General features: G+C 53.5%; 21 protein-coding genes. 13 read left to right on the top strand and 8 right to left on the bottom strand.

Annotated features, from left to right (window positions below):
- Positions 1-52: 52 nt before the first annotated feature.
- Positions 53-757 carry a hypothetical protein gene (locus KP814_RS18285; protein WP_216738102.1) on the bottom strand — a complete coding sequence of 235 codons (705 nt, stop codon included), beginning with the start codon at positions 755-757 and terminating at the stop codon, positions 53-55.
- A 517-nt stretch (positions 758-1,274) separates the two neighbouring features.
- On the opposite strand from KP814_RS18285, the gene KP814_RS18280 reads away from it, so the two are divergent.
- The 4 genes from KP814_RS18280 (at position 1,275) to KP814_RS18265 (ending at position 6,836) form a co-directional block, all read left to right on the top strand.
- The gene (locus KP814_RS18280) at positions 1,275-3,869 is read left to right on the top strand and encodes a di-heme oxidoredictase family protein (protein WP_216738101.1); all 2,595 of its coding nucleotides are present in this window, start codon (positions 1,275-1,277) and stop codon (positions 3,867-3,869) included.
- A gap of 306 nt (positions 3,870-4,175) precedes the next feature.
- Entirely contained in the window at positions 4,176-5,360 is a 1,185-nt protein-coding gene (locus KP814_RS18275) for a glycosyl hydrolase family 28 protein (protein ID WP_216738100.1), read from the top strand.
- A gap of 153 nt (positions 5,361-5,513) precedes the next feature.
- Positions 5,514-5,960 (top strand): GNAT family N-acetyltransferase, encoded by a 447-nt coding sequence (locus KP814_RS18270; protein ID WP_216738099.1) that lies wholly within the window; start codon positions 5,514-5,516, stop codon positions 5,958-5,960.
- Positions 5,961-6,008: 48 nt separating this feature from the next.
- Positions 6,009-6,836 (top strand): HEAT repeat domain-containing protein, encoded by an 828-nt coding sequence (locus KP814_RS18265; protein ID WP_216738098.1) that lies wholly within the window; start codon positions 6,009-6,011, stop codon positions 6,834-6,836.
- Between the two features lie 2 nt (positions 6,837-6,838).
- Here the strand turns inward: KP814_RS18265 and KP814_RS18260 are convergent, their stop codons facing one another.
- The 3 genes from KP814_RS18260 to KP814_RS18250 all read right to left on the bottom strand — a co-directional run bounded on the left by KP814_RS18260 (position 6,839) and on the right by KP814_RS18250 (position 10,746).
- Positions 6,839-7,222 (bottom strand): hypothetical protein, encoded by a 384-nt coding sequence (locus KP814_RS18260; protein WP_216738097.1) that lies wholly within the window; start codon positions 7,220-7,222, stop codon positions 6,839-6,841.
- A 205-nt stretch (positions 7,223-7,427) separates the two neighbouring features.
- Positions 7,428-9,017, bottom strand: coding sequence for a PAS domain-containing methyl-accepting chemotaxis protein (locus KP814_RS18255; RefSeq protein ID WP_216738096.1), 1,590 nt, complete (start codon positions 9,015-9,017; stop codon positions 7,428-7,430).
- Positions 9,018-9,147: 130 nt separating this feature from the next.
- Positions 9,148-10,746, bottom strand: a complete 1,599-nt coding sequence (locus KP814_RS18250; RefSeq protein ID WP_216738095.1) for a bifunctional diguanylate cyclase/phosphodiesterase — start codon at positions 10,744-10,746, stop codon at positions 9,148-9,150.
- Positions 10,747-10,953: 207 nt separating this feature from the next.
- Here KP814_RS18250 and KP814_RS18245 point away from each other — a divergent pair, with 207 nt between their 5' ends.
- From KP814_RS18245 to KP814_RS18235, 3 genes are all read left to right on the top strand, one after another.
- Positions 10,954-11,268 carry a luciferase family protein gene (locus tag KP814_RS18245; protein ID WP_216738094.1) on the top strand — a complete coding sequence of 105 codons (315 nt, stop codon included), beginning with the start codon at positions 10,954-10,956 and terminating at the stop codon, positions 11,266-11,268.
- A 65-nt stretch (positions 11,269-11,333) separates the two neighbouring features.
- Positions 11,334-11,711: a DUF3703 domain-containing protein gene (locus KP814_RS18240; protein WP_216738093.1), complete on the top strand. Its 378-nt coding sequence runs from the start codon at positions 11,334-11,336 to the stop codon at positions 11,709-11,711.
- A gap of 1 nt (position 11,712) precedes the next feature.
- Positions 11,713-12,153 (top strand): hypothetical protein, encoded by a 441-nt coding sequence (locus tag KP814_RS18235; protein ID WP_216738092.1) that lies wholly within the window; start codon positions 11,713-11,715, stop codon positions 12,151-12,153.
- A gap of 60 nt (positions 12,154-12,213) precedes the next feature.
- On the opposite strand, the gene KP814_RS18230 is transcribed toward KP814_RS18235, so the two are convergent.
- The gene (locus tag KP814_RS18230; RefSeq protein ID WP_216738091.1) at positions 12,214-13,251 is read right to left on the bottom strand and encodes a S9 family peptidase; all 1,038 of its coding nucleotides are present in this window, start codon (positions 13,249-13,251) and stop codon (positions 12,214-12,216) included.
- 281 nt (positions 13,252-13,532) lie between these two features.
- On the opposite strand from KP814_RS18230, the gene KP814_RS18225 reads away from it, so the two are divergent.
- Positions 13,533-15,206 carry a HEAT repeat domain-containing protein gene (locus KP814_RS18225; protein WP_216738090.1) on the top strand — a complete coding sequence of 558 codons (1,674 nt, stop codon included), beginning with the start codon at positions 13,533-13,535 and terminating at the stop codon, positions 15,204-15,206.
- Positions 15,207-15,307: 101 nt separating this feature from the next.
- Here the strand turns inward: KP814_RS18225 and KP814_RS18220 are convergent, their stop codons facing one another.
- Positions 15,308-18,235 (bottom strand): ankyrin repeat domain-containing protein, encoded by a 2,928-nt coding sequence (locus KP814_RS18220; protein ID WP_216738089.1) that lies wholly within the window; start codon positions 18,233-18,235, stop codon positions 15,308-15,310.
- Positions 18,236-18,447: 212 nt separating this feature from the next.
- Between KP814_RS18220 and KP814_RS18215 the strand changes: the two genes are divergently transcribed.
- The gene (locus KP814_RS18215) at positions 18,448-18,804 is read left to right on the top strand and encodes a hypothetical protein (protein ID WP_216738088.1); all 357 of its coding nucleotides are present in this window, start codon (positions 18,448-18,450) and stop codon (positions 18,802-18,804) included.
- A gap of 31 nt (positions 18,805-18,835) precedes the next feature.
- Here the strand turns inward: KP814_RS18215 and KP814_RS18210 are convergent, their stop codons facing one another.
- Positions 18,836-19,021, bottom strand: a complete 186-nt coding sequence (locus tag KP814_RS18210; protein ID WP_216738087.1) for a hypothetical protein — start codon at positions 19,019-19,021, stop codon at positions 18,836-18,838.
- 597 nt (positions 19,022-19,618) lie between these two features.
- Here KP814_RS18210 and KP814_RS18205 point away from each other — a divergent pair.
- From KP814_RS18205 to KP814_RS18195, 3 genes are all read left to right on the top strand, one after another.
- Positions 19,619-20,986 carry an ABC transporter substrate-binding protein gene (locus KP814_RS18205; protein ID WP_216738086.1) on the top strand — a complete coding sequence of 456 codons (1,368 nt, stop codon included), beginning with the start codon at positions 19,619-19,621 and terminating at the stop codon, positions 20,984-20,986.
- 45 nt (positions 20,987-21,031) lie between these two features.
- The gene (locus KP814_RS18200; protein WP_216738085.1) at positions 21,032-23,116 is read left to right on the top strand and encodes an extracellular solute-binding protein; all 2,085 of its coding nucleotides are present in this window, start codon (positions 21,032-21,034) and stop codon (positions 23,114-23,116) included.
- A gap of 388 nt (positions 23,117-23,504) precedes the next feature.
- Complete coding sequence (locus tag KP814_RS18195) at positions 23,505-24,716, top strand: HAMP domain-containing sensor histidine kinase (protein WP_216738084.1); 1,212 nt, start codon at positions 23,505-23,507, stop codon at positions 24,714-24,716.
- A 58-nt stretch (positions 24,717-24,774) separates the two neighbouring features.
- On the opposite strand, the gene lptF is transcribed toward KP814_RS18195, so the two are convergent.
- Complete coding sequence (lptF, locus tag KP814_RS18190) at positions 24,775-25,881, bottom strand: LPS export ABC transporter permease LptF (RefSeq protein ID WP_216738083.1); 1,107 nt, start codon at positions 25,879-25,881, stop codon at positions 24,775-24,777.
- Between the two features lie 252 nt (positions 25,882-26,133).
- Between lptF and KP814_RS18185 the strand changes: the two genes are divergently transcribed.
- Complete coding sequence (locus KP814_RS18185; protein ID WP_216738082.1) at positions 26,134-26,367, top strand: UPF0175 family protein; 234 nt, start codon at positions 26,134-26,136, stop codon at positions 26,365-26,367.
- Positions 26,368-26,856 lie beyond the last annotated feature (489 nt).

Genomic DNA, 26,856 nt, shown 5'->3' with positions numbered 1-26,856 from the left:
GGATAGCGCTTTGCTTATCCGACTTGCTCAAATGCTCCTGCCGTTCTCTCCGTTAGGCCAACACGGCCGTTGTGATTTCATACCAGGGGTAAAGTTGTTTGCCTTGTTCGGAGATGTCCTGGTAGGCGAGGGTGAGGGTTCCGCCGCTTACCCGGCCGATGACCGTGGCGCGGGCGATGTCGGTCATGTATTTGGCGGGTTCGGCAGGGCGGGCTCTGCGCAAGAATGCGGGACCAGTGGTTTTTGCCGGGCGGGCGGGGACGGCGTCTTTGCGTCTTATGGAGCCGTATTGGGTGATATTGCTGTTCGCATTGGAGCGCACGCCGGCGCCTTGCGCCCAGGCGTCCAGGGTTAATCCGGTGGCGCTTTGCAGGGGACACAGGAAGTCGCTGGTCTGGCGTAAGTCGGCGGGTATGTCGCTGTAGCCGCCGTTGAGGTGAAAGACTTCGCCTTTGTTACGATCAAAACCAACAGAGCAACCGGACAACGCGGCGGTGACGAACCAATAGTCGGCGCCTTCCCGGTTCAGCTTCAATTTGGTGACGCCGCCTTCCTCCCATGGCAACCACTTTACGGTTCTGGAGTTGGCGCCATCGCCCAGCTCAAAATTGAAACGAAGCGGCGATTCCGAGGCCTCAATTTTGATGGCGCGCTGGCCCTTCGATGTAGAGCCGGGGATATCTACAAAGTAGGGTGTGGTATACAGAGGCGTTGTATTTCTAAGTGAGGCCATCACTCTTTCCAGTTCATTCCACATATTTTTTCCTTTCTTTTCCTTGTACCTATCAACGAAACATTTTGTCCTGTTTTGTTGAGTCTAGTTAATTTCTCATGGCGATTAATTTCAGGCTTTAAATAATGCGATTTATAAACCGTTCGCCGGCCAGTTCTTCGCATTACATTTTTGTAGGGTGATGAAGAATGCAATAGCTGAGTAAGTGTCATTTGTCCTTTTAAGATCAGTGGCTTATTGGCCGTGAGACTTCCGCTATCTCGTCCGTTCGGGCGATTGTTTGAGATATGGCGGGTTGTTAGCTTTGTCTTGTGCAAGCGTTTTCATGTCTAGGGCGTTCAAATACTGACTGGCGACGCAAGAGATGCCAAAAATATATTAATTTAAGCCGGTATTGTATTTGTTTTTTGTAGCGCTTGAGATCTAAATGAAAGCGTTGTCACTTGTTCGGCTATCACTTAACTACCGCTGTGAATTTTTATGCCCAGACTCAGACAACTTAGAAAAAAACAAAGAACGGGAGCGTTAAAAGGAGGTCAATATGTATACGAATGATTCGTGCCACAATGCGCTTCGGCACAAGCTCGCCAGAACACTTATCGGCGTCGCCGCTGCGGCGTCGTCATTTCCCGCCGCGCAGGCCGCCGTCAATCTGGCGGCGGGTAAAAACACGTTCGCCAGCACGGAGCTGCGCCAGGCGAGGTTGGCCGTGGATGCGGACAGCCGTTCCCGCTGGGAATCCAATCATGGCGTGTCGCCCAGTTGGCTGACCGTGGATCTGGGGCGGGCGAGCAGCCTGGAGCAGGTCGTCATCGACTGGGAGGCAGCGAACCCGGAAACCTACGAAATCCAGGGCTCCAACGACAACGAAAACTGGACCACGCTCTCCACCCAGAGCGGCGGCGTATTCGGTGATCGCACCGATACGGTGGATGTCAGCGGGGACTATCGCTACGTGCGAATCTTCGCCACTCAGCGCAGCCGCGGCAATGCCTGGGGGTATTCCATCTTCGACCTGGAGGTCTACGGAACGCCGCTGTCAGGGCCGGACGATCCAGATGAACCTGACGGGCCCGGTGATCCAAACAGTCCCAACGAGCCGGATGAACCTGATTTGCCGGATAACCTGCCGGCCGCCTTCGCGCCGCTGTATCCCAAAGGCACGGAGGTGCTGGAACGGATTCAGTATGTGGATGCGGACGGTACGCTGGTCACCCTGATGGGCGCCCGACCCACCGAGCGCCACGCCCGTGAGCGGGGCGAACCCTGGGATGCGCCGGATCAGGGGCCGGGGCGTTATCTCACATTCCCGCCTTTCTACTTCCAGAACCGCACCTTCGGATTGGAGATTCGCGACTCGGTTCCCGCTGGCGGCGATAAAATTGAAGTCTGGCTGCATGTGAACGCCAATACCTTCCGCGGCACCACCTTCAGTTTGTTCCGCAACATCGAAAATCCGAACGTGAAAGACTTCGGCTGGTCCCTCAACTACGGCTTCAACAATCCCAATGAGGGCGGACAGCCTATCTGTCATGCAGGTAAGCGCGAATGCATGATGGATTTTAATTCCAACTGGCGCACCTCGCCGCACAGCCCCTTGAAGGTTGGCGACAAGATCGAGCTGGCTCCGGCTCCGCGCTTGCTGACGCCCGTGATCGACGGCGGCGGAGAGCGCTATTACTCCTTCGAGCAGCTTTATGTGGTGGGCAAGGGCATGCGTCCCTGGTACGGAATCGCTCCTAATCTGGATTCCGAACCGCTGCCGCCGGACACCCTGTTGGGCGGTCAGGCGAGCGTGTCCTACAACTACTCAGAAGAACCCCATCGGATGTTCCAGCAGATGGCCAACAACATCGGCATCGAGAACAGCCAGCGCTTTGTTGAAGGACGACGCCTGTTCCACACCTCATTCTCATCTGGCAAACACTCTGAATTCTCCGACACCAACCCGGTGTTCAGCGCGCATGTCGGCCAGTTGGGACCCCGTTACAACAACGAGAGCTGCATCAGCTGCCACCAGAGCAATGGCCGCAGCCAACCCGCTCAGGCGGGACAGGCGCTGGAAGGTTATTCCGTGCTGACGGCGGCGTTTGGCTCTCAAGACGGCGCAGCGCCTGATCCATTCTATGGCTTCAATGTACTGCAGAAATCCAAAGACGCCGGGCAGGAGAATTACGCCGTCAATCTCAGCCACTATGAAGTGACCACAAAGGAACTGAATGGCGGTGAAGTGGTTGAATTGCGCAAACCTTACTACGCCTTCCAGGGACCGACGCCAGAGCTGTACTCCGTACGCCAGGCGCCGCAGGTTATCGGCATGGGGCTGCTGGAAGCCGTTTCAGAGGCGACGATTCTCGCGGGCGCGGATGAAAATGACGCGGACGGCGATGGCGTGCGCGGTCAGCCCAACTGGATCAAGAACCCCGAGACTGGCGCGGTGCAGCTGGGACGCTTTGGCTGGAAGGCTTCCAAACTGAGCCTGCGTCATCAGGTGGGAACCGCGTTCCTGCAGGACATGGGCGTCACCACGCCGACCTATCCATCACGCTCCTGTCAGAAGACCGAAACGGACTGCCATGACAACGCCGCCGACACCCATATCGACAACGCTGAGCTGGATCGCGTCGGTCAGTATCTGGCGTTGTTAGGCGTGCCGGCGCAGCGCAGTCTGCGCAGTGGTTATCCCGACGGGATTCGGGTCTCGCCAGAGCATGACATTGATCCAGAGCGCATCAGTCAGGGCAAAGACGTATTTGCGCAATCGGGCTGCGTCGCCTGTCACACCGCGACCCTGAAGACCGGTAACACGCATCCGATGGCGGAACTGCGCAACCAGACGATTCACCCTTATACGGATCTGTTGTTGCACGATATGGGCGCCGGCCTGGCCGACACCCTGCCGCAGGGCGACGCTGTGGCGTCCATGTGGCGCACGCCGCCGTTGTGGGGGCTGGGCAGCCTCAAGTTTGTGCAAGACGGTCAGGAAAACGTGCGCTACCTGCATGACGGCCGCGCCAGAACCCTGGACGAAGCGATTCTCTGGCATGACGGCGAAGCCGCTGGCAGCCGCCAGACTTACGAGGCGCTAAGTCCGTCTGATCGGGACGCCCTGAAACACTTCCTGAATTCGCTCTAGTCACGCTTTTGGAGAGGGCGACCTCTCCTAAAAAACACTGCGGTTTGGCAAGCCAGCTTGGCCGCAGTGTTTCCCCGTTTGGTTTTTATGGCTACGACTGGTCCCATAGAAAATCCCGCTATAGCCTTGGGCGTTTTATGCGCAATGCGTCTAATCGATGTGTGACGTGGCGAAGATGGGGAGGAGATAATAGAGCCTTGTTCACCCATCTATGAAAGGAGGTGAAACAGAGCGCGTCGCCTAGGACGACACGCCATTCCTAAAGATACAACCTCAAACACTCAATGGCAGGAAGAGGGAGTCATCATGAACAGGATGATAGGGATAAAACTACTCGCTGTTGTTGTTTTCTTGTGGAGCGGTCTCGCGCAGGCGGATGAAAATCCAGTTTGCTCGGAGCAGGGAAACATGTGTTGTTATGCGTCGGACTATAACTACAACTTGCCTTCCGCTATCGCTAATTGTTGCGCGGTGGGAGATTCGGTGAAGAAATTCGTCTTCATGGACGATCAGGACTCCAAAGTGGATGGCCAGGACGTGCCGATCCAGCTTTGCAGCAACCTGAACCTGTATATTCTGCATAAGCTGAAAGCGCCCTCCAAGGATGACTGGCCGCCAATACCCAAAGGCGAGAAGCGGTTTCCGCCTCTGTTTAAAGGGGAAAATCTGGAAAACGTGGTGATTGCCGGGGATGGCGAGATCGACGGTCGCAATAACACCTGGATGGGCGACAAGGACTGTGGCGACTATGACGGCAAAGTCAGGCCCATCATGATGGATCTGCAAGGCTCCAAGAATCTGTTAGTGAAGTCCATTACCTTGTCCCACGGGCCTGGATTCAACCTGCATGTCGAACACTCCCGCGGCGGCATCGAGATTGAGGACGTCACGGTCAACACGCACCATAACGGCTCAAAAAGCTCCTGCAACCTGGACGGCATGGATATCAGCGGGGACGACATCAGCATCAAAGACTCGGAAGTCCGTAGTCGCGACGATTGCATCGCCGTCAAGGCCAACTCGTCCAATGTGCGCATCTCCAACGTGACCTGTCACAACGGCCATGGGCTTTCAATCGGCTCCATTGCGATGAACGGCGTGGTCAAAGATGTAGAAGTCGAGAATGTAACGGTGATGGACTCACACTTCGGCTTGCGCATTAAAATGCAGAAATACGCTAACGGCAAAGTGGAAAACATCAAATTCAAAGACAGCTTAGTGAAGCGCATTTCCAGTAATCCGATCCAGATCAAAACGGACTACCACAACGATCACTGTGACGACCCTGGCAGCAGCAAATGCGATAAGAACGCCCGCTCCAGCATTGAAAACGTCACCTACAAGAAAATATCGGTGCATGGCGGCGAAATTGATCTGAACTGCAAATACGCCGACGTATGCACAGTGAAGCTGAGAAAACTGCACTGCAAAGACGGCGCAACCATCTCCTGCAAAGATGTGGACGTGGACGGAGAATGCAGCTGCGACTGAAGCGCGGTGAAAGAGCTTGATACCTCTTTTATACAACCGTTCCCAGGCGGATGCGCGTCGGCCTGGGAACAAATGCTAAAAATTACTTTGACAAAACAAAGCCGCTCCTGAAAAACTCTGCCTGTACGCTTGCGGAACACGGGAGATAAACCTTTGAAAATCCGATACGTCATGGAGGCCGACAAAGCCAACTGGCTGGCCTTACGTCAGGAACTCTGGCCGGAAACCCCGCCGCAGGAACATGAAGGGGAAATTCACGCCTACTTCAGCATGCCGGACCTCGCTACCTTTGTCGCCATCGACGATAACGGCGACATGCTGGGCTTTCTGGAAGCCGGTCTGCGTTCATACGGCGAAGGCTGCGCCAGTCATCCGGTCGCCTATGTGGAGGGCTGGTATGTGCTCCCTTCCCATCGTCGCCAGGGCGTCGGTCGCCGCCTGATGGACGCCGCCGAAGAATGGGCCCTGGATCGCGGCCTGCGGGAAATCGGCAGTGACATGCTGGTCAACAATGAAATCAGCCTGAAAGCGCACACGGCTCTGGGATATACCGAGGTGGAGCGCCTGATTCATGTGGTGAAGAAAATCGATCCCGCATGAGGCGCAGACGCCGCAACATTCATTGAATAGATCGTCAGGAGGACGTTGATGCTAAGACGGGATGCGTCAGAGCAAACGCAACTCATCGCAAAAGCCAAAACCCTGTTGCAGCAGGGCGCATTGGAAGAAGCCCGGGAACTGCTGCTGCAAGAGGGATTCGTCCAGGGCGACAACCCATTGCTGCAAAACGCCTACTACGAACTGATCCCGATAGACGAAGCGCTGGAAGCAAAGCTCAGCCCGCTCCAATCCGCGCTACAGCCGCCTTTTGACGACAGCGCCGTCAAAGCGGTCGCCGCCGTCGCCAAAGAAGCGGCGAGGGCGACGAATAAAGCGACTCACGCCTGGATTCGCGACCCGCGCGTCACTGACGTATTGATTGACGCGCTCAGCCACGGCAAAGCCAGACTTGTTAAAGAAACCGCTCTGGCGTTAGCGCACATCGTGCACCGCTACTTTGCCGACTATCGCGTTCGCGCCGCTTTTGTTCCGCTACTGAGTAACGCCAACAAAACAGTGCGCCGTGTCGCCTGCGGCGTAGTGGGACGCTGGCCGGATGAGGCCATCGTGGCGATGCTGGCTCCGCTGATGGAAGACAAGGAGGCAGAAGTGCGCCAGGAAGCGACCAAAACCCTGGCGGGATTGCCGCAAGAAAACATACCTGAGTTGGCGTCGGCGTTATTCGAAAGCGCGCTGATCGCCCGTCTTCAGGATACGGACCCAACTGTACGGGATATCGCCGCCTTTGGACTGGGCGAGCATCAGGTCAAGCAGGCGATTCCTGAACTGGAGGCCGCCTTGCGCGTTGAAGTCTCTCGATTAGCTGGAGAGTCTATCGAGGGCGCGCTTGGCAAATTGACTGCGTCCGCAAGGTAAATCTACGCCTCGACGAACAGGCTGAACTCCCCTTGATCCAGGTAGTGCGCGAACATAAATAGCGCATCTTCCAGTCCATCTGACTGTTCCTCACGTTCCAGGCAAACGCGGACAGCGTTGGCGAACATCAAAGCCGGTTCGTTGAGTTCACTTTGGCTGTCTCGCATCCAATCCAGGAAAAACTGTTGCGCTTCCTGGTATCGTCTGGCGTCGATCTCTCCATTAAAGCGGCCCAACAGGGCGCCCAGCGCCAGTTGCACGGCGGGTTCCGCAGTAATGGCGTTGGCGCGGATTATGTCTAACAGAGACAGCAGCATCCACTGGCGGGCTTCGTTTTCGCCGAGCTGGGCATAGCTGACGGCGGTTGTAATAAGAGATGTTTTCAAAGTGTTTCCTCCGCGATGAGTGACGGTCAGATATCGTATACCTGAGTTGAACAGGCGACTCGCCATTAAGGTAACGCGGATGAGTTCTGAGGGATTGTAAAAGGCCGACATCCGTTAAGGGAGCGGATGTCGGTGATTGTCTCTGGTTTAGGCTTGCGTCCTAAGTTTTTGAATAGCAGCGCTATAAAGCAAAACAAGGCAAAATTTATGACTGGCGTCGCTTACTCCAGAACTGTTTGGCGAGCTCCTGCAATGCGGAGGTGAGTTGCGCCACGTTTTCAGCCCGTTCGCGGTTGTACTGGCCGACGGTGGCGTTGGCGCTGGCGGTATCCCGGATGGCGACGACGCTGTTATTGATGCCTTCGCTGACCGCGCCTTGCTGTTCCACTGCGCTGGCGATCTGGGTGCTGATATCCGAAATCTGATTGACGCGGCGGCCGATAGCGGTCAATTTCTCCGCCGCCTGATGGGCGTGGTCGACGCTGTTATTGGCTTTCTCCCGACTTTTCTCCATGGCGGCCACCGCTGAGCGGGCGCCATCCTGCAGAGAATTGATCATTTTTTGGGTGTCCGTAGTGGATTGCTGCGTACGAGACGCAAGTTGTCTCACTTCATCTGCGACCACCGCAAAGCCGCGTCCCATTTCTCCCGCGCGGGCGGCTTCAATGGCGGCGTTCAGGGCCAGCAGATTGGTTTGCTCGGCGATGTCCTGAATAGCGTTGAGGATGGTGGAGATGTCTTTGCTGTGTTTGTCCAGATCGTGAATCACTTCCGCCGCCTGATGAATCTCATCCGCCAGCGAACTGATGATGCGTTTGGTGCTGGTGACCAGTTCCTGCCCCTGGGCTGTTTCCTGGTCTGCGTGGTCCGCTGCGCTTGCGGCTTCCTGTGTGGTGGCGGCCACTTGCTGAATGGTCGCCGTCATTTCGTTGATGGCTGCCGCCACCTGATCGGTTTCCGACTGCTGGCCATTGGTTTTGTTATTGCAGTCCTCGATTTCCGACACCAGCTCGTCCGTCAGGGATTCCAGCTGGTCCGCCGCGTTGGCCATGCGTCCGATCACGGCGGTGGTCTCCGCCTGCGCCATGGCCATAGCGAACTCAATTTCGCCAAACTCGTCGTGACGCCCAGTGTAAAGCACCTGGCTAAGCGGGTTATCGGAAATAGTGCGCGCTTTTAACACCAGCTTGTGCAATGGCGACAGCCACAAATAGATAAATAATACGTTCATCAAGCCCAGTGAGGCGCCCATGATGGCGGTGTCGGCGGCGCTGATCGTCAGCATATGCGAGAGGAACAGCAGCACCGGGATCAGGCTGAGCGTGGAAAATATGGAAATTTTCAGGCGCACATCCAATCGCGGCAGTTTCCAGGCCAAAGGCGTTTTGCCGGCGCGGATGTGGGCGTACAGCTCTTCCGCCGCCTCCACCTGCTTCTTGGAGGGCTTGGTGCGTACGGATTGATATTCCACCGTGCGCCCGTCTTTGGTGATGGGCGTGGCGTAGGCGCTGACCCAGTAGTGGTCGCCGTTCTTGCAGCGATTCTTCACCAGTCCCATCCACGAGCGACCGCTTTTCAACGTTTGCCACATGTGCTGGAACGCCATGGGGGGCATATCGGGGTGGCGCACGATGTTATGGGGCTGGCCAACCAGTTCTTCCTTTGAGAACCCGCTGATTTTGATGAAATCCGGGTTGACGTAGGTAATGTGGCTGTCCGGCGTAGTGGTGGACAGAATATTGGCGTCCGGCGGCAGCTCCAGGTTGCGACCTGTGACAGGCTGGTTGACCCGCATAATGAATCTTCCTCGTTCAGCATGAGTTGAGCGCGACAATTAAGTATATGCCTGTATTCGGATTTTGGGAGGTTAGGAGCGCTACGGAATTTTTTGCTGGAAACTACGTAGCGCTACGGAGTTAACCGCGTTACTTTTCCACTTTGGCGCCGCTGGCGGAGGTATGTTCGATCGTGCGTGTAGAGTCGTTTATTTCCTCCGCGCGCACCGGTCGGCTGAAGAAATATCCTTGCACATAATCACAGCCGAACTGCTTCAGCATCTCCAGCTGTTCAGCCGTTTCCACGCCTTCTGCGATGACGGTCAGGTCCAGGCTTTCCGCAAGGGAAATAATCGCCTTGATGATCTGCCTGTTGACGTCCAGGTCGTCCGTGCCGGACACAAAGCTGCGGTCGATCTTGAGCTGGTTGACCTGAAGTTCGCGCAATCTCACCAGCGAAGAGTAACCCGTGCCGAAGTCATCCAGAGAAATTTTGACGCCCAAATAGTGCAGCTCCTGCAGTTTCCTGCGATTGGACGAATGCTCAGACGAGGCGACGGTCTCTGTGATTTCCAGCTCCAGACGCTGTGGGGGGATTTGCGCTTCCTCTAAAATCTGGCGCACCTCGTCGACAAAGTCGTCCCGCTGAAGCTGACGGGCGGAAACGTTGACGGCGATCACCGCGTCCTTTCTGGCGGTCCAGGCTTTGCTTTCCGCCAGCGCCGTTTGCATGACCCAGCGTCCCAGCTCATGAATGAATCCGGTTTCTTCCGCTATTTTGATAAAGATATCCGGGGGAACATGATCACCTTGATGACGCCAGCGACAGAGGGCTTCATATCCGATCACTCGCCGCTGCCGCAGATCGATTTGCGGCTGATAGACGAGGTAGAGCTCCTTCTTCTGGATCGCGTGTTTCAGACCTTTTTCCAACTTATACCGTTCGGAGAGGCGGATGCCGATGTCGTCGCAGTAAAACTGCACTTGCCCCTTGCCGTCGCTTTTGGACTGGTACATGGCCATATCCGCCGCTTTCAACAGACTCTCCGGCGTATTGGCGTCCTTAGGGAACAGCGCCACGCCGACGCTGAAGCCGACAGTGACCTCAATGCCTCCCAGCAGGTGAGGCTGTTTCTGCGTTTTGACGATGCGCGATACAGTGGGGAGGATATCTCTATCTGAGATATCGAGGTCAATCAAGATCAGAAACTCATCGCCGCCCAGACGCGCCACAGTGTCGCCCTGGCGAACTTGCAGCGCCAGACGCTCGCCAACGCTTTTGATCAACATGTCGCCTTTGGCGTGACCGTGATTATCGTTGATGGCTTTGAAATTATCGAAATCCAGAAACAGCACCGCCACCTGCGAATCACGACGCTGGGCGCTGGCGAGCATTTGATTGAGCCTGTCGACGGCGAGCACGCGATTGGGCAGGCCGGTCACTATGTCGTAGTAGGCGTGAGAAGCGATTTCGTGGTTCAGGGTTCTGATATCGAGCAGGCGGCGTACGCCATACACCACGGCGACGATCCCGACCCAGCCCAGCGCAATGATGATTTCATCCAGTTCCCAGTCCTCGTGGGCGCGGGAGTATTCATAAAGGCCTTCGAGGAGATCAATCTGAAAGACGCTGGTCATGGCGGTTAACCCGGTGACTATCGCGACGCTTATCCCCAGATCGACGCGAGCGGAATGGCGCAGACGTTCAGACGTGTTGGTCTTTGACAACTCCTTTCGAGGCTTGATCATTAGTCGCAGCGCTCTCTACTTCGAACAATGGATATACCCGGAGAGAAGAACGGAAGAAACTGCCGTGTAACGGTAAAGTCTAGCACGGCGGGAGTCCCGCGCCAGTGGCTGGCGTAGCCTTTCTGGAACTAGATGAGGCGGTTGTTGATTATTCAAAGTCGCACAAATAGATTGTTATGTACTGGAAGTTAAAAAGGATTCAATGAGATGCGTTCGCTGAGAGAGATATTGATAGAAGAGGTCGAAAAAATATCAGGCGTAAAAGATCAGCCCTCGCCGGTGGCGGGCGGCTCGGCGCTGCACTACAACGGCAAAGAATTCGCGCATTTTCATCACGATCATGAGCTGGATCTGAAACTGACGAAAAAGCACATCAAAAAAGAAAAACTCATGCATCCGCAAGACTCGACCGTTCATCCCAAAAGATCGCTGAATTCGCAATGGATCGAGCTCAGGTTTCATACCCAGGACGAAGTAAACGAAGTGGCCAGATTAGTGAAGCTGGCCGTCAGCGAATTATGAAATTTTTACTTCAGAGACCTATCCTATACGTGTAAACCCCTTATGACGCAATAGGTTTCAGGCTTATGACGACGTTGCGACAAGCCTTCTCCGCAGAAATGAACGCCGCGCGGGATAACTGGCGCCAGGGCCGTCTCGACGTCGCGTTTGCACATCTGGAAAACGCCCACGTTCTGGGACAACGCCGCCTGGGCTGGCACTTTCACGTCCACCTCTGGATGCTGCGGGTAGGGTGGGCGAAACGAGATCAACGAGAAATCCTCGGCCAACTATGGCGCCTGCTCCTAACCCCACTCGGCCACCTGACCGGCCGCCTCCCCATCGGCAACACCGGCGGCGCCAACGTCAACGCGTTTAAGCCCATGCCGGTGCGGAAGGAGTTGGAGGAGGTGTTGCGTGGGGAGGGTATGGAGAATAAGGCTGACAAAGATCTGGGAGACTGACATGGGTATTGATATCGATGGTTGGGTGGAAGTTACCCATAGCGCGGACAGTAGTGAGCACTGGTTTGGGCTCCTGAATCTCTCGCCGTTAATAGACGTGTGCGACAGAGGGTCTGTTTTACTTTTCGGCATCGGAAATGGCTGGAAAGGCGACTGTCCCATTGCAATGGAAAGAGGGCTGCCCGCGAACCCCAGCTATCAAACCCTCAGAGATATTCAGGACATCAAAACGTTTGAAGATGAAGAGAAAGGCTGCGCTAACGAACACTTTGGCTACACACATTTGTATTACTCGGAACTACTGAGGCCAGCATTCGCTGAGGAATACGGGCGCCTCGCCGGGACTCAGTGGGGACCTGTTATTAAGTTGATTGAAGCGCTGATCGACAGCGGCCGTTATCAGCCGGAACAGGTCAGGTTCGTGGTGTGGGCCTGTATTTAGTTGATGTGACGATTATGCTCGATCAGTTAGTGACATCAATAAGCCCTCTAAAATTCACACTTACAAGATTCCAGAAAGCCATTCGCTGATCGCATTCAACGCCCTGGGATCAATCGTTATATCGATCAATATGTAGTCTTCTATTCGTCCTGTTTCCGAAGGTTGAAACAAGTGATTGAGCTTGTCTAATACGAGCACCTCAGATTCAGGATTAGTCAGGACAGACTTCATGATGGGCGCATTTTCAGCCGCTGATACTTGCAAGTCGCTGCCGCCAAACAGCGCCAGAACGGGGTTTTTAAAGCGTCTGAATGCAGGGAGCGGGTCGTAACTTGCGTAGTGACGTCCCCAATCCGAACCCCATACTTCCATGTTGGCTTTTATTTCCGCCCGCGTGAGGCCATGGGACTGCAAGCGTTTCTCTATTTGGCTTCTTGCATCCGCTACGGAAGGGCTTGTTCTCAGTATCTCCGTAAGGTCCCTGCATAAAGCCTGCTCCCGCTCTATGTCCTGTTGAGATTTACCCTGCGAGCGCGCGATATCCGCTACTTGCGTGGCCATCACATCAGGGAGTAAGGGAAGGGCGGGCGCAGCGAGAAAAATCATAAACGCGGCGGGAACAAACTCTGCGGCCGCGGAAGCGATATAGCCGCCTTCCGAGTGACCAAGAAAACCGATCTTCTGCACGTCGATTGCAGGGATGCTCTGCATGAACCGGTAGGCAGCGGCGGCGTCTTGTGCAAAATCTGATAGGGTGGGCTTCCACCTGTTCTCACTTGAGAAGGTACCGGTGCTTTCGCCAACGCCTCTGTCATCATAACGAAGCACCGCGAATCCATTGCGGGTAAGGTAATCCGACAAAACCAGAAAGGGCTTATGGCCGGCGATCGCCTCATTGCGATCCTGAGGGCCTGAGCCTGTAATCAATATAATCGCCGGGAACGGCCCTTGCCCTAGAGGTATGGTTAACTCCCCCGCCAGCGTGACATCCGCGTCGCCGCCCTGAAATCGCACCTGCTCAACTCGATAGTTCCTGTCTTTAGGATCTTGTGGCCTGGATAACCAGCCAAGAGAGTCAGCGCATGCCGTTAGAAACATGAGAACACTGGTTAGCAGAGAGAATTTTTTCAACGTTATGCCCCGATTGTTCTTTTGTTGTCGAGTGTGGTTGAGGTGGCCGATTCCTGGCTCGGTAAACGGTATTAAACGCCACTGGGCATTAAGACCGTCTTAAGATGGAGCTGGAAAATGGCCGATCTGGTGATATGAATAAGAGATTGACCTGGCGAATGAACTTCCCTTAGTCTGGCCGACTGGCCAAAAAACGGCTGGTAGCATTACGTAGGGTGTAATGCTCACTTCGCAGAGATTAGCTATACATGAGAAACCTGACGCCCGCCGAGAGAACGATAGTCCACCAGATCTACGCCGCAGCCCAACCAACTCAACCAACCCAACCAAAAAGGAAGCTGAGAACATTCTTCACCGGGAACAACACACCGCCTGCTGAAATCAATTCGGCCATGTTTAGTCAACTGGAGAGCCCTGGAGCCATTGCTGCACTGGCGCCATTAGTGGCGCATCCCGATATCACAATAAGCACTATGGCGCTTGAGCAAATGGCCCGCATTCTGGACGGCCATGACAGTCTAAACCTGCATTGGCTGGATCAAAGCATTCGCTCGGCTTATTACGACCCTGATTGTAAAAGCTGGCTGGAAAACTGGTTTCAGGCAACCGTATCAACGGTAGATAATCTCCCCTTTGAGGGAAGACTCCTCGTTACGGCGCTCACGCTTTTCTGTTGTCACAATAACGGTTATGTCCGTATGCGGGCGCTTGAGCGACTGGCGTTGGCGGACATGGAGACTGCGATAAGAGTCTCCTTTGTGCGAGCCAACGACTGGGTGTCACAGGTCAGCCAGATTGCGTTTGACGTCACTGCCGTAAATCTTCCGCGGCTTCAGGAAAGTCAGCTCATCCAGTATTTGCACCTTGTGGATCAGCTCACCAACAAGACACGACGTGATTTGAGCGCTATCCAACGCGCGGTGAAAGACCGCCTTGATTCAGATAAAGGACACGAGGCGCTGGCCACAGCAGTCAAAGACGCGGATTACAAACTGGCGCGGCTGGCCTTCAAGGTATTAACGGAATTTTCATACGATCCAGGCGCACTGCTACAGCTCTCGACAGCGAGCAAAGACGTGGTGATCCGGGGCAAGTCGTTTAATCTCATTCACAGACTGGAGAGTCCACAGTCTCAATATGCGCTTCTGGAAACCTTAGCCGCGGATCGACAGCCTTTAATATGTAAAAGGGCGTTGTACGCAGTTGTGGAGGCTTTTCCAAATGACGCCGAACCGCTCCTGCTCGCCAACCTGCTCCATCAAAGCAAAGGCATCCGAAATACCTGCAAGTATTATCTTCAGCGTTTGTCAGCCGTTAATTTCGCGGATTTCTACATAAATCATCTGCAATCTGATAACCCCAGAAAACTCGTTTCGGCAATACTAGGTTTGTCTGAAGTCGGCAATGCTGGCGATTGGGCGCACGTGAGCCACTTCGAAAGCTCAAATGATCCGCGAGTTCGCAGCGCCGTCGTCAGGGCGGCGGGGAACCTTGGTTGTATGCCTCCCGCCTGGTTTGAAGACAAGATGATTGCCGGCTCAGAATCAGAGGCGCGCATAGCGAGTGAGATTTTGGCGGCGGAAGAAGACTACAGCGCCCAGGATGTTGTCAGCTTGTTGTGGAAGAGCAATGATACAGGGCGGCATAGACGTATCGTCAAGATAGCCAGGAAGAAAAGCAAATGGGACTATCTGGTCATTCTTCTAAATGTCCATCTAAAGAATCCTGAGTCCGACCTGCCAGAAAGTGCGCTAAGAGAATGGTTCGAACTTCACTATCAATCTTATTGGTTTGTTAAGCCAAATCAGGAAACCCTGGACAACCTTATTTCTCTTATCGACAAGGCGAAAACGGTTAAATCCATGAAGATACTCGACGCTATAGAGAAATATGTTTTTTCACTGAATGCGTCGGAGGTATAAGACGGACGAAAAAGCTTAGAGGGCGCTGCAAAACGCCTCTAAGCACTCAAGAAAGGCGACATGGATTAACATGTCGCCGCGGTTTGAGTTAGAACTATTTTTTATTCACTCAGATACAGAGGCCAGGATTGTGAGGCTGGGCTTTGACAGGAGCGATCATAGGGTTCGGTTAAAATTGCGCCGCGCTTTAGTGACGGATGGAATATAAATCCATCCGCCGAGGCTTCTCGCGCCATGTTAATCATGTCGCCCTCGGACACATTGCTTTTCAGTGAACCGTAGCTGATCGGGCAACCATTGAAGCCATAATCCATCTTTTGGAACTGAACCTGCGGAAGCTTCTTCAAGTAAAGCGGCCAGGACTGGTTGGCGGGGCTCTGGCAGGAGCGGTCATACGCTTCGGTCAACACTGCGCCCCGTTTAAGGCTGGGGTGGTAGACAAAGCCGTCGGCATTAGCTTCCCGGGCCAGCTTGATCATGCCTTCCTCAGTGATGTTGGTTTGCGTGGCGCCGTAGCTGATTGAGCAGCCGTTGAAACCATACTCCATTTTTTCATAGATCAAACTGGAAAGCAGGGTGGGTTGCAGGGGCGGGCGGCCGACCCAGGCCCAGCCAAAGCCGCCATGCACATTGCTATGAACCACGCCTGAAGAAGGAAGCCCTACAGGCACGCCGTTCGCATTGAAGCTGGCGTGAGGAGTGAAGTAGATGCTATTCCAGTCCACAGTATTGGTCTGAGTTCGGGTGTGTCTCAAGTCAACAAACAGCGACAGTCCATTGCCCCCGGTCCAGATGTCAACGCCGAAGGTTTTGTCATGGCCAATTTCCCGCTGTGTAATCGCATTTATATGCTTGTCAGGGGAGAGGTAGTAGTGCTTGGTCTCAGCGATATTAGGGTCAAACTGACCATTGTTTTGCTGGAATGTAACCCATACCGGCGTCAAGCCGTTCATATAGGGTTCTGCTGTAGCTTGTAATATCCCGCTCATCTTGTAAGGGGAAAAGCTGGCGGGGGTTAATTTACAGAGTTGGTCGTAAGGCAGTTGCTCGATGTTGTAAATAGCGCTCGATATTTTTGTCTGAATGTCCTTCAGATCACTGCCGTCTTTCTGCGCCACAAACTCGCCACGATCCAGGAAGTCTTTGACATCCGCTTTCAGTTTATCCAGCGCCTGCATTTCTTCGCTGATCGCCTCAACAACCGCGGCGCTGGGCGTCGTCAAAAGCTGAATGCCATCGACATGAACCGGCTCACTGTTGATTTGCACCCACCCATGCTCTGTAAACTTCATCACTTTGCCTTCGGCGAGCATTTGTATCTGGTACAGAGAAGACCAGGGGTAGGCCGTCATCGCTTGCTTGTTAAGCAGCTCAGGGTCGTTGTCGGCGTTGGCGGCAAGCGTATTAATAAAATCGGCTTTGAGGGCATACAATCCACCATCATCATCTGATGACGGATCGGTGCTGGGTTTTTCTCCGGCGGTTCTAGGGTTTGCGCCGAAGCTGATCCAGCTGGAGCTCAATGAAACCTGACTTCCAAACTCTCGGGTTTCCCGCTTCAACTCATTACTGAAACCTACAGCCTGATTACCATTGGACCAGTTGCCGCTAAATGTATTGATAAACTCATTTTTCTTTTCACTGGAGGAAAAGCTCAGGTTGTATTGCCCCAAAAATGAGCCGCCTAAATTAATGCGTTTAATGAAGTGAGTTCCATAGAGATCAAGAAACTTCTGGCCGCCATTCTGTTGCAGATAGTCAAGCGCGGCGTCGGTCAGTCGAATGGGATTGGATTGCTCATTCTTCGCTTCAAGTTTTTTTAACGTCGCCATATATCGAACGTTAAATATGAGGTGCTCCTCATTGTACTCCTGGCTTTGCAGGAAGTTGTTGGTTGTAGACACGCTCCAGCCCACGCCGCTGCCGGTTACTTTCGCTGTGTCGGTCAGAAGTTTGGTGTATTGAGAGCGAGTTTTAATGGTGTCGTCATGATTCTCTGTCAACGACACGCCTTTTTCTTCAATTTCAAGAGCGGTCGTATCAATGGCGGACTCCAGGGTGGCTTTGCCAGTGATATAGGAAATACCATCGCCTACTTTGGCGCCTTCCGCTCCGGGATAGAGCAATGGCGTGCCGGTTTCGGAAACACTCGTCGCAACGCCGCCGTGTTGCTTGAGTAGATTGGCGGCGTCCGATTTCTCTTTTAGCAGTGCAATATCGAGAGGCGTCATCAACACGGTCGGCGCATTGGCGTCTCCAACCGCGACGCTGGCTTCCATTGAATTAGGGTCGGCGCCCTGATCCAAAAGCATCTTCATGATGGGCGTTAAACCATAGTGAGACGCCATGCCCAACGGGGTTCTTTTATCCAGATGGCTGCCAGTCTGGTTTAAAATTTCTGAGGCGTCGCTAACACGGGCGCCTTTGTTGATGAGCAGCTCAATGATTTCTTCATCAAGCGCCAATACAGCAATGGTTAAAGCAGTGAGTCTGGTTGGCGTCAGGCTGTTATCTTCAACGACGACCACTTCGTTGGGGTCCACGCCGCTATCGAGTAAGCTTTGGACAGTGCCTATTTCACCTTTTTTAATAGCGTCTAATAGTGGACTGGCCGATAAGTCGACATGAGCGATAGAGTCAATGGGAGACTGGTTATATATAACAAAGCCATTGTAATAGGCCAGGGAGTAACTGCCGTAAGTATAGTCATATACAACCGGAGAGACTTGAGCATAATACAGGGCCCAATTATAAGCGCTCGTATAAAAAGCGCCGTTATATATATATGGTATTCTCGATTTTGGCGCATAGGTCAGGTGCACCGCATTACCGGGTTCATTATAACAATGCAGGTGGGGATCGTCCTGGACACTGGAGTTTAGGCGATCAGTAGGCCCTAGTGTGGGACTGACATATTCTTTGTAGTCGCAGAATGCTCTGTAATCAAAAGCGTGGACACTGGATGCCGCTAAGGCGCCAGTTATGGCTGCGCAGGAGAGCCAAATAGTTTTATTCCTGACTTTATTCATGATTGGTTTTTACTCCATTTTTAACCTGATTCCGGCATCGTAGTACTACGAATATCGGATGATTATTTTTGGCGGCCTCTGATATACCCTTGAGATCGCCGTATGGATTAAAGTGAATAAAGAGTTACGTTCATATCCTATGCATGTAGGAGTTGACACTATTGGAGTAGAAATTAGGCGAGACCAAAATTCTGCATGACAGGAACTTCCCCATGGAAAAAGATCCACGCGACACGTACCCCATTAACGTCATCAACCTGAGAGACAAGCCGCTGCTTGAGGCGTTGTTCGAAGTCGAAAAAAGGCCTTGGTTGTGGCTTCAGAATCACGATCTGCCTTGCTTGATGTCGTTCGTAAACGGTTGGGTTGTGGGGCGGAATGATGCGAAGGATGATAAGCTGCTGACTGCGTTTGATCTCTTTGTCGCCAAGGAGTTGCACGAGGGGAGTTCAACTGTTGGCTGGTGTAACATGATTCTGAAGCACTTCGGGGAACAGGATGCGATGGCTGCATTTTTTCGGCTGTTGCGCCAGTTTCAATCCGCACCTCTCACTCAGGAGTCTTCTTAACTAGAGCCTGAGGGGGGCAGGATCAGCTAGCTTACTGCGCCCCTTGCTCCAATCGCTCCCGGTTCTTCTCCATGGCTTCTTCAATCTGCTTCTGGGCCTGATCGATCTGCTGTTCGGCTTTCTCTTTCTGGCGCTCCGCTTCTTCGCTGTGTTCGACGGACAGGTAAGCGACGTAGAGGAGCGCCAGTAGGATGCTGATGATGCCGATTGCTTTCATAAGGGGGCCGCTGGAATGCCGATTTGTTGTGTCGGGTTGATAAGGAAAATCTTTCTGCACAGTTAGTGTAGCGTGAATTAACCGGTTTGGTTTTTCTGCGACTCAACCCGGAAAACAGATAAAAACAATGCACAAAAATGTACAGGTAATTCCCTTGGTTAGTATTTGAGCCAGATAGGCGTCCGTTGTCTAATGATTACACTCTCAGGCTCTCCCGCGAGCGTCAGTATCGGCGCTTGATGTAAGGGGCAGGCTGGTTGTTAACAGAATAACTACAACAAAGGCGCTGTCATGAAAGTCAAAACAGACGTTTTCTTTGTCTTCAGTTTCCATCTTGGCGTTCAGTCCCTGTCATCATCACGGATAAGCCCGTTTCCCCTTGTTGTTATAGCAATGGACCAAACTTTGCGACGTCAAAAACCGAACTGACGACGCTCCCTGTTTTCCTGATATCTGAATCTTCTATCTGACAAGTTAACCCGCCCAAAGCCGTCGCGTTTTTGGGCCAGGGCTTCTTGTCGCCTGCAGAAAGGTCGCGTCGCTGTGGAAGTAAATYGCCGCAGCGGTGAGGAGCTGCTTTAACCAGAGAGAAACGCCATGAAGCACCGCGGTAACTATAACTATCCGTTTGTAACCTTGTTGATGTTAAGTCTGGCGACGCTGTTCGCAAGCGTTCCAAGTCAGGCGGTCGAGATTGTCGTCGCCACTGTCGACAATGCGGATATGTTGAACATGAAGTCGCTGTCGCACCATTTCGAAGAGCAGAATCAGGACATTCAAATTAGCTGGAAAATCGTGGATGAGTCCGTGTTGCGACGTATGCAGGCCAGCGACAGTAAACAAAAGCGCGCCCAATACGATGTCTATACCCTGGGCTTGTTTGAAGCGCCCATATGGGGAAGCAAAGGGCGTTTGTCGCCGTTGCCGGCGGCCTATCAATCCGATGGCGAAATGAAGAAGTGGATTCCCGAGATTATCGAAGGGTTTCGCTACGACGGCGAGTATTACGCCTTGCCGTATTATGGTGAAAGTTCTATTACCTATTACCGCAAGGATGTACTGAGTCGCTATGGCCTGCAGATGCCGCCGCAGCCGACTTGGCGCGGCATTGAATCAGCCCTGGCGCAGTTGCGGCAGAAGTCGCAAGGGGAGCATGGGCGATTGTGTCTGCGCGGCAAACCGGGGTGGGGGGAGAACGTCGTTATCCTGGCGACCATGTTGAACGGTTTTGGCGGTCGCTGGTTTGATGAAAAATGGCGTTCGGCGCTGGCGGAGCCGGCCTGGAATCAGACCATCGAATTCTACTTATCCATGATGGCGGAGTACGGCCTGGCGTCTTCCTGGAACAACGGCTATTCCGAAAACCTGCAGGCCTTTGTCGCGGGCCAGTGCGACATCTGGGTGGATTCCACCGCCGCTGGCGGCGCCATCGCCCAGGCCTCCTTTTATCCTCAGGTGGGATACGCCGCCGCGCCTTCGCAGGTCACCGACAGGGGAACCAATTGGCTGTGGTCCTGGGGTTTCGCCGTGCCGAAAGGGTCTCTCCATAAAGACGCGGCCTGGCGTTTCGTGAGCTGGGCGACCTCTGATGACTATCATCGGCTGGTAGAGAGCAATTTCGGTATCTCGCAGACGCCGCCGGGAACCCGCCACGCATTGTATGAAAACCCCTCGTACCGCGAGTACGCCAGCTTTGCGGATATTACGCTGAAGGCCATCAAAAGCGCGGATTTCGAACGCCCCAGCATTCAGCCCGTGCCATACCGGGGCATTCAGTTTATCCAGATGGAGGAATTTCAGCAGATTGGCGACTTTATCGGTAAAAAGCTGTCCGTCCTGCTGGAGCGAAAACTCACTGGCAAGCCGATTAATCTGGAGCAGGAATTGTCCCATATGTCTGAGTTCGTGCAGGCGTCGCACAATATTGCGGAAAGGTTGCGTCAGAAAGGCGTTGACGCGTATTGATGAAAAATGGCGTAGTGGAGAGGGAGTAATAAGGAATGTTGGGCAATGTCGTTAGACGCGACGCCGGAGGAATCAGCTATGGCCTTGCATAGGGTAATAAAGCGCTGTTTATGCCTGCTTCTTTGCGGGTGGATGTCGGCGCAGGGAGCGGAGCCGGTAGTCGAGCTGGTGAGCGGGGAGAAAGAGCCCTACATTGGCGTGAATTTATGGAAGAACGGCTATGCCCATGAGGTGGTGACGGAGGCGTTCAAGCGCTCCGGCGTGACCGTTCATATCTCGTTTCATCCCTGGGCGAGAGCCAATGCGATGGCGCAGCGCGGCAAGGTCGATGGCATTGTGCCGGTTTATGCGGGCGCCTTTTCGCAGCAGGAGTTTCGGTTGAGCGATCCTTTCCCGGGGGACTCCATCGGGATTCTGAAACGCAAGGACAATTACTTTCAATATTCCGTGCCGCCCTCCGTGAATTTAATGCAGGCGCTAAGCGGCTTGTCCGGCGGCGTTATCGGGCAAGTCCGGGGCGAATCCACATTGCAGGAGTTGCGCAGCATTCCCGGCATTCAAATCGAGGAAGTCACCAGCGAACTGCAAAACATCGACAAGCTGGCGATCAACCGCATCCAGTTCGTGCTGATCGATAAGTTCACGGCGGCGGATCTGATCGTCGGTTACCGCCCGCACTACATCGGGAAGCTGGATTTTGTCTATCCGCCCCTCGCCGACAAACAATTTCATATCGCCTTTGCAAACAATCGCGTGTCCGCTGACAAGTGGGTGACCGCGTTCAATCAAGGCCTCAGAAAAATGCGCGAGGATGGGACGCTGGACCGGCTGCGCTTTGAATACGGCCTGCTGCCCAATGTGGATCGCGGCGATGACAAAATCAGACTGGTTATCGGCACCGTGAATAATCCCGACATGGTGATCATGCAGGGGCTGGCGAAGGCGTTTGAAGTGCAAAATCCGGATATCGAACTCGACTGGCGAATCATCAACGAAAGCACTTTACGACGACGTCTGCTGGGCGATCTCGCCATTTCCGACGGCCAGTTTGATGTGATGACCATCGGCATCTATGAAATCCCCCTATGGGCGGGCAATGGGTGGATATCTCCTCTCGATCCGCTGCCGACGGCCTATCGTCTTGATGACATCTTACCAACGGTCAGGCAATCGCTTGCCTACAAAGATCAGCTCTATGCGCTGCCGTTTTATGGCGAGAGCATCATGACCTATTACCGCAAGGATCTGCTGAAAAAAGCCGGACTGGAGATGCCCGAGCATCCAACTTTCGCGAATATTGAGCTGATTGCGCGATCTCTGCATGACCCTGACAATCAGGTTTACGGGCTATGTCTGAGAGGGAAGCCTGGGTGGGGAGAAAACGTAGCGCTGTTATCTTCTCTGTCGCATGCCTTTGGTGCGCGCTGGTTTGATATGAACTGGGCGCCGCAACTGGATTCAAAAGAGTGGCGTCAGACCCTGGATTATTATGTGGATATGATTACCACTCAAGGCCCGCCGAACCCTACCAGTCTGGGATATCGGGAAAGCCTGGATTTGTTCGCGCAAGGCCATTGCGCCGTCTGGATCGACGCCACCGTAGCGGCGAGTTTTCTCTATAATCCAGAGTTCTCCCAGGTGAGCGATAAAACAGGGTTTGCGCCTGCGCCGAGAGGCAAGGTGGATCAAAGCTGGCTGTGGGCCTGGTCGCTGGCGATTCCCGCCGCGTCCAAACACAAAGCGGCGGCGAAGAAATTTATCACCTGGGCCACTTCGAAGGAATACATTGACCTCGTTGCGAAAACCAAAGGCTGGGTGGCGGTTCCGCCGGGAACACGCCGCTCCACCTATGAAAACCCGGCCTACCATGAGGCGGCGCCGTTCTCTGATCTGGTGCTGAACGCCATTGAACGCTCGGACGCCAGCAACGTCTCCGCACTCCCAGTACCATACACCGGCGCGCAATACGTCAGCATCAACGAGTTCTCCTCATTCGGCGCGCAAATCAGCCTCAACTTCGCCAATGTGCTGGAAAACAAAATGAGCATCGATGAAGCCCTGAAGCAGTCCCAGGCGCTCATTAAACATCAGATGATCAACTCGGGTTACTTGAAGGAAACAAGACACTAACGGACCCGAAGACATTCACCCCCCCAATTCCCCAAATTGATATTTTCTTGACGTAATTTTGATAATCCGTTGTTGCGGCCCTGATTAGTATGTAAGGAAAAAAATCGGATCGCAGTCCTATCGTGAACGAACCCCTGTCACACAGCGCTCGATGATGGTTGTCGACGGACACTGTCTTCGGGAGCGTCAGCAATATGATCGCCGGCATTGCAGGCGCGGCGTGAGGCGCCCTTATTGTCGCGACTTATGCATTTGTCTCCCCGCCGGGGGCGTTGCTCGTGCTTGTGCCGATATAAAAATGAATTTGTACGTTGGAAATGGAATCAGGATTTTTAAATAAACCGGTATGACATCTATCGCGAACAGGATCAGAAAAACCTACATATTAATGAGCTTTTACACCATCAGTGTGATGGTTGCTATCGTGCTGCTGTTAAACGAAGAGTTGGAGAAAGCGACGCTGGACCGAAACTTTTCCGAAGAGAAGGAGTTTGTCGCCAGCCACTATGGTTTAGAAAGCCCTTACGCCTGGGAAGCGGGGGATATCGATATTGTGTTTGTGCCCGCCAATTACAGCGACAGCGTCGCGCTGCCCAGCATCTTTGACGGCCTGGGCTTTCCGTTTATGGGGGAAGTGGAAAAGAACGATCATACCTATCTGGTGAATATTGGCGGCGAGTCCGCCGGCAAGTTCTATATCGCTAAGGATATCTCTCGACTGGAAGCGAGGGAGATGATATTCGACGGCGTTTTATTGCTGGTCAGTCTGCTGACCTTGGGCGGCAGTCTGATTCTGTCGCAAGTCAGCAGTCGTCGCATCATCCGCCCGCTGCGGGACTTGGCCAGAAGCATCAAAGGCACGGCGGTGAAAGAAAATATGCCGCGTCTGCAGACCAAATATTCAGACTGCGAACTACAGGCGATCGCCGATGTCTTCAATCAATTCCTGAATGAACTGGAAACCTTTATCAAGCGGGAGCAGGCGTTCGTAAACCTGGCCAGTCACGAACTGCGCACGCCGATAGCCGTCATCACCGGCGCGCTTGATGTGTTAGAAAGGCGGGCGCAGTTGCAGGAGAAAGACGCCGCCACCTTGATGCGCATTCGTCAGGCCAATAAGGAAATGGAGCGCAACGTTAAGGTGCTGTTGATGATGGCGCAAAAGTCCGAGGAAGGGGAGGGTCGACAGGTCGTGTCCATTCCCGGCCTGGTGGAAGAGGTGCTGGAGGACTTGTATGAAGACTATCCCGTCTATACCCGCGTGGATCTGGAAATCACCCGGAAAGTCACGCTTTCCACCAACAGCGTCATGGCCAAAATGATCATCCGCAATATTGTGCAGAACGCCTTGCAGCACACCGACGACAACATCGTCATTCACATCACCCCTGAAAAGATAGCCGTGACGGACGCGGGTTCAGGCCTGGCGCCGGAACTGCTCGACGCCCTTTCCAATGGTCGCGAACTCACCCATTATCGCTCCGGCTTGAACGGCTTTGGGCTGTATATCGTCTCCATCATGTGCAGTCGTCTTGGCTGGCGGTTGACCGCGGAGAACCACTCAGACGCAGGATCGACCATGAGCGTGATTTACGCGTAAGCAGAGGTTTCAAATCGCCGTTAAATCAGAAGATGTCGACGAAGTGGGACACACGCATTCAAACCGACGGCGTTGAGCTTCGCGGCTGCAGCCGCAAGCGGATCTCCTGTCCGTACAACAGCAGCAGTCCGAAGCAAAAATAGGCGACATGTACGGCCCAAAGGCCAAGCCACTCCGGCAGTGACTGCTTCGCGACGGCCTTTTTGCAGTAGATCAGTAATCCCAGATAACTGACGTACACCAGCAATGCCGTAAGGAGGCGGTGGAAGCGTCCCTGTCTGGGGTTCACTCGGCTCAAGGACACCGCCAGCAGGGCGACGATAGGCGCGAGCATCGGCAGCGACAGACGCCATTGCAGCAGCGCCGACGCTTGGGGCGAATCGCTCTGCCATAGCGCGGCGGTGGGGATGGTCTCGTCGAAGGCTTCGCGCTCCAGGTTCGGCTCATCAAGCCGGATGCCGTAGGTATCGAACGTGACCGAGCGATAATCCGCCTGTCCTGGCGTTCCCACATAGCTAGCCCCGTTATTGATCACCAGAAAGCGGTTACCTGTGGCGGCGTCATAAAACAAATGCCCGGACTCGCCAGTCAGCACTGCGGTTTGTCCTTTCTCCTTGTCGGTTTCCGCCATAAAAACGTTGCGCATCTCGCGGTCATCGTTGCTGAGCGACTCCACATAAGACACCCGGCCATCCTCTCCCTCGGAGAAACGTTGAAAACGTCCGGGAGTAACGAGTTCAAAACGGGAGCGCTTGGCTTGCTCCAATAAAATCCGTTCCGTCTGCTGCCGCCCGAGCGGGTTCAGATAAAGACTCATCGACCCCACCACCAGAGCGATTGTAAACCCCGACCCCATGGTCACGGCGACAAGCCTGGACTTGCTCACCCCGCTGGCGAAAATGGCGGTCATCTCCGCATCCAGATACATGCGCCCGTAGCTAAGCAAAATCGACAGGAAAAGCGCCAACGGCAATATCAACTGCAGAAAACCGGGAAGACGATAAGCCATGATCGGCGCCAGCACATCCGCAGAAATCTGCCCCGTCGCCGCCTCAGTCAGATACTGAGCGAAACGCGTACTGGTGAACACAAACAGCAGCAGAAACGTCAATCCAAAAAGCGACGTCAGAATCTGACGATTAAGATAACGAAACAACACCCACATCCGACCGCCTCCAACCCCCTCGTATAGCCAAACCGCCTTGTTTGATAAGCCTTTTAAGGAATTGTAGAAAAGCAGGGACCAAGCAAAAATCAAGGAGATATCAATTAAATATCAAGGGGGTGGAGTACAGAGGAGCAAAAGGCTGATGGGGACGCGGCTGGGCAGATGCTAAGATGCTCAGCTTAAACACCTCCATATCCGCCTTAACGCGTCCATGCCGAAAAACTTTCAGAAACTTGTGAAGGATGAAACGTGAAAATCGAAATAGATGACGAAATAGCCCAAAAGCTGCAACTCACAGAGAAAGAAGCGCTGGAACTACTGGCAATCGCCTTGTACAAAGACCGTGGCATTCACGGCGCATTAGCTGGAAAAGTCGCGGGGATTTCCGAATTCGAATTTCACGGCCTACTGGCCAAAAAGGGTTTTAGCGTGAACTACGATGTCAGTGACTTTCTTGAGGATATTGAACGTAATGATTTGTGATGTTGTACAAACTCAAAGAAAGTTCGCGCCGCGCCAGATATAGCGGGAAGTGTTGTTCGGGTTAATAACAGCATTTAAACGCGCCGCAGTTATCAATCATTATAAGTTCTTAGTTTTTATGTGTTTGATTTTATTGAACTTAGATTGAATGTCTTTAATGTGAATACCCGCTTTCTGAATGGATGCCCAAAACTGCGTTGAGAGATTAGGAGCATGGCGCCACGGATTCTGATACTCAATTGGCGAAGCCCTCCTACTGAACTAACTTAGGGTTTGCCCTATCAGTCAATCGGCCTCGGTCAAGCGGGTAATTGGCATGGTGGTGAATATTGATCCTACCCACCAATGATAGACACCCTGTTAAGCGAGTACACTACGCTACAGAGGTGAACTATGACCAAACAGAAAACATCAAACTCCAAATCTCGCCAACGTTATTCCGACGAGTACAAGGCGGAAGCCCTGGCGCTAGTTCAAGCGCTAGTTCAA

The organism is Hahella sp. HN01 (assembly GCF_018986435.1).
Classification (GTDB): Bacteria; Pseudomonadota; Gammaproteobacteria; order Pseudomonadales; family Oleiphilaceae; genus Hahella.
This window is presented reverse-complemented; position numbering and strand designations above follow the sequence as displayed.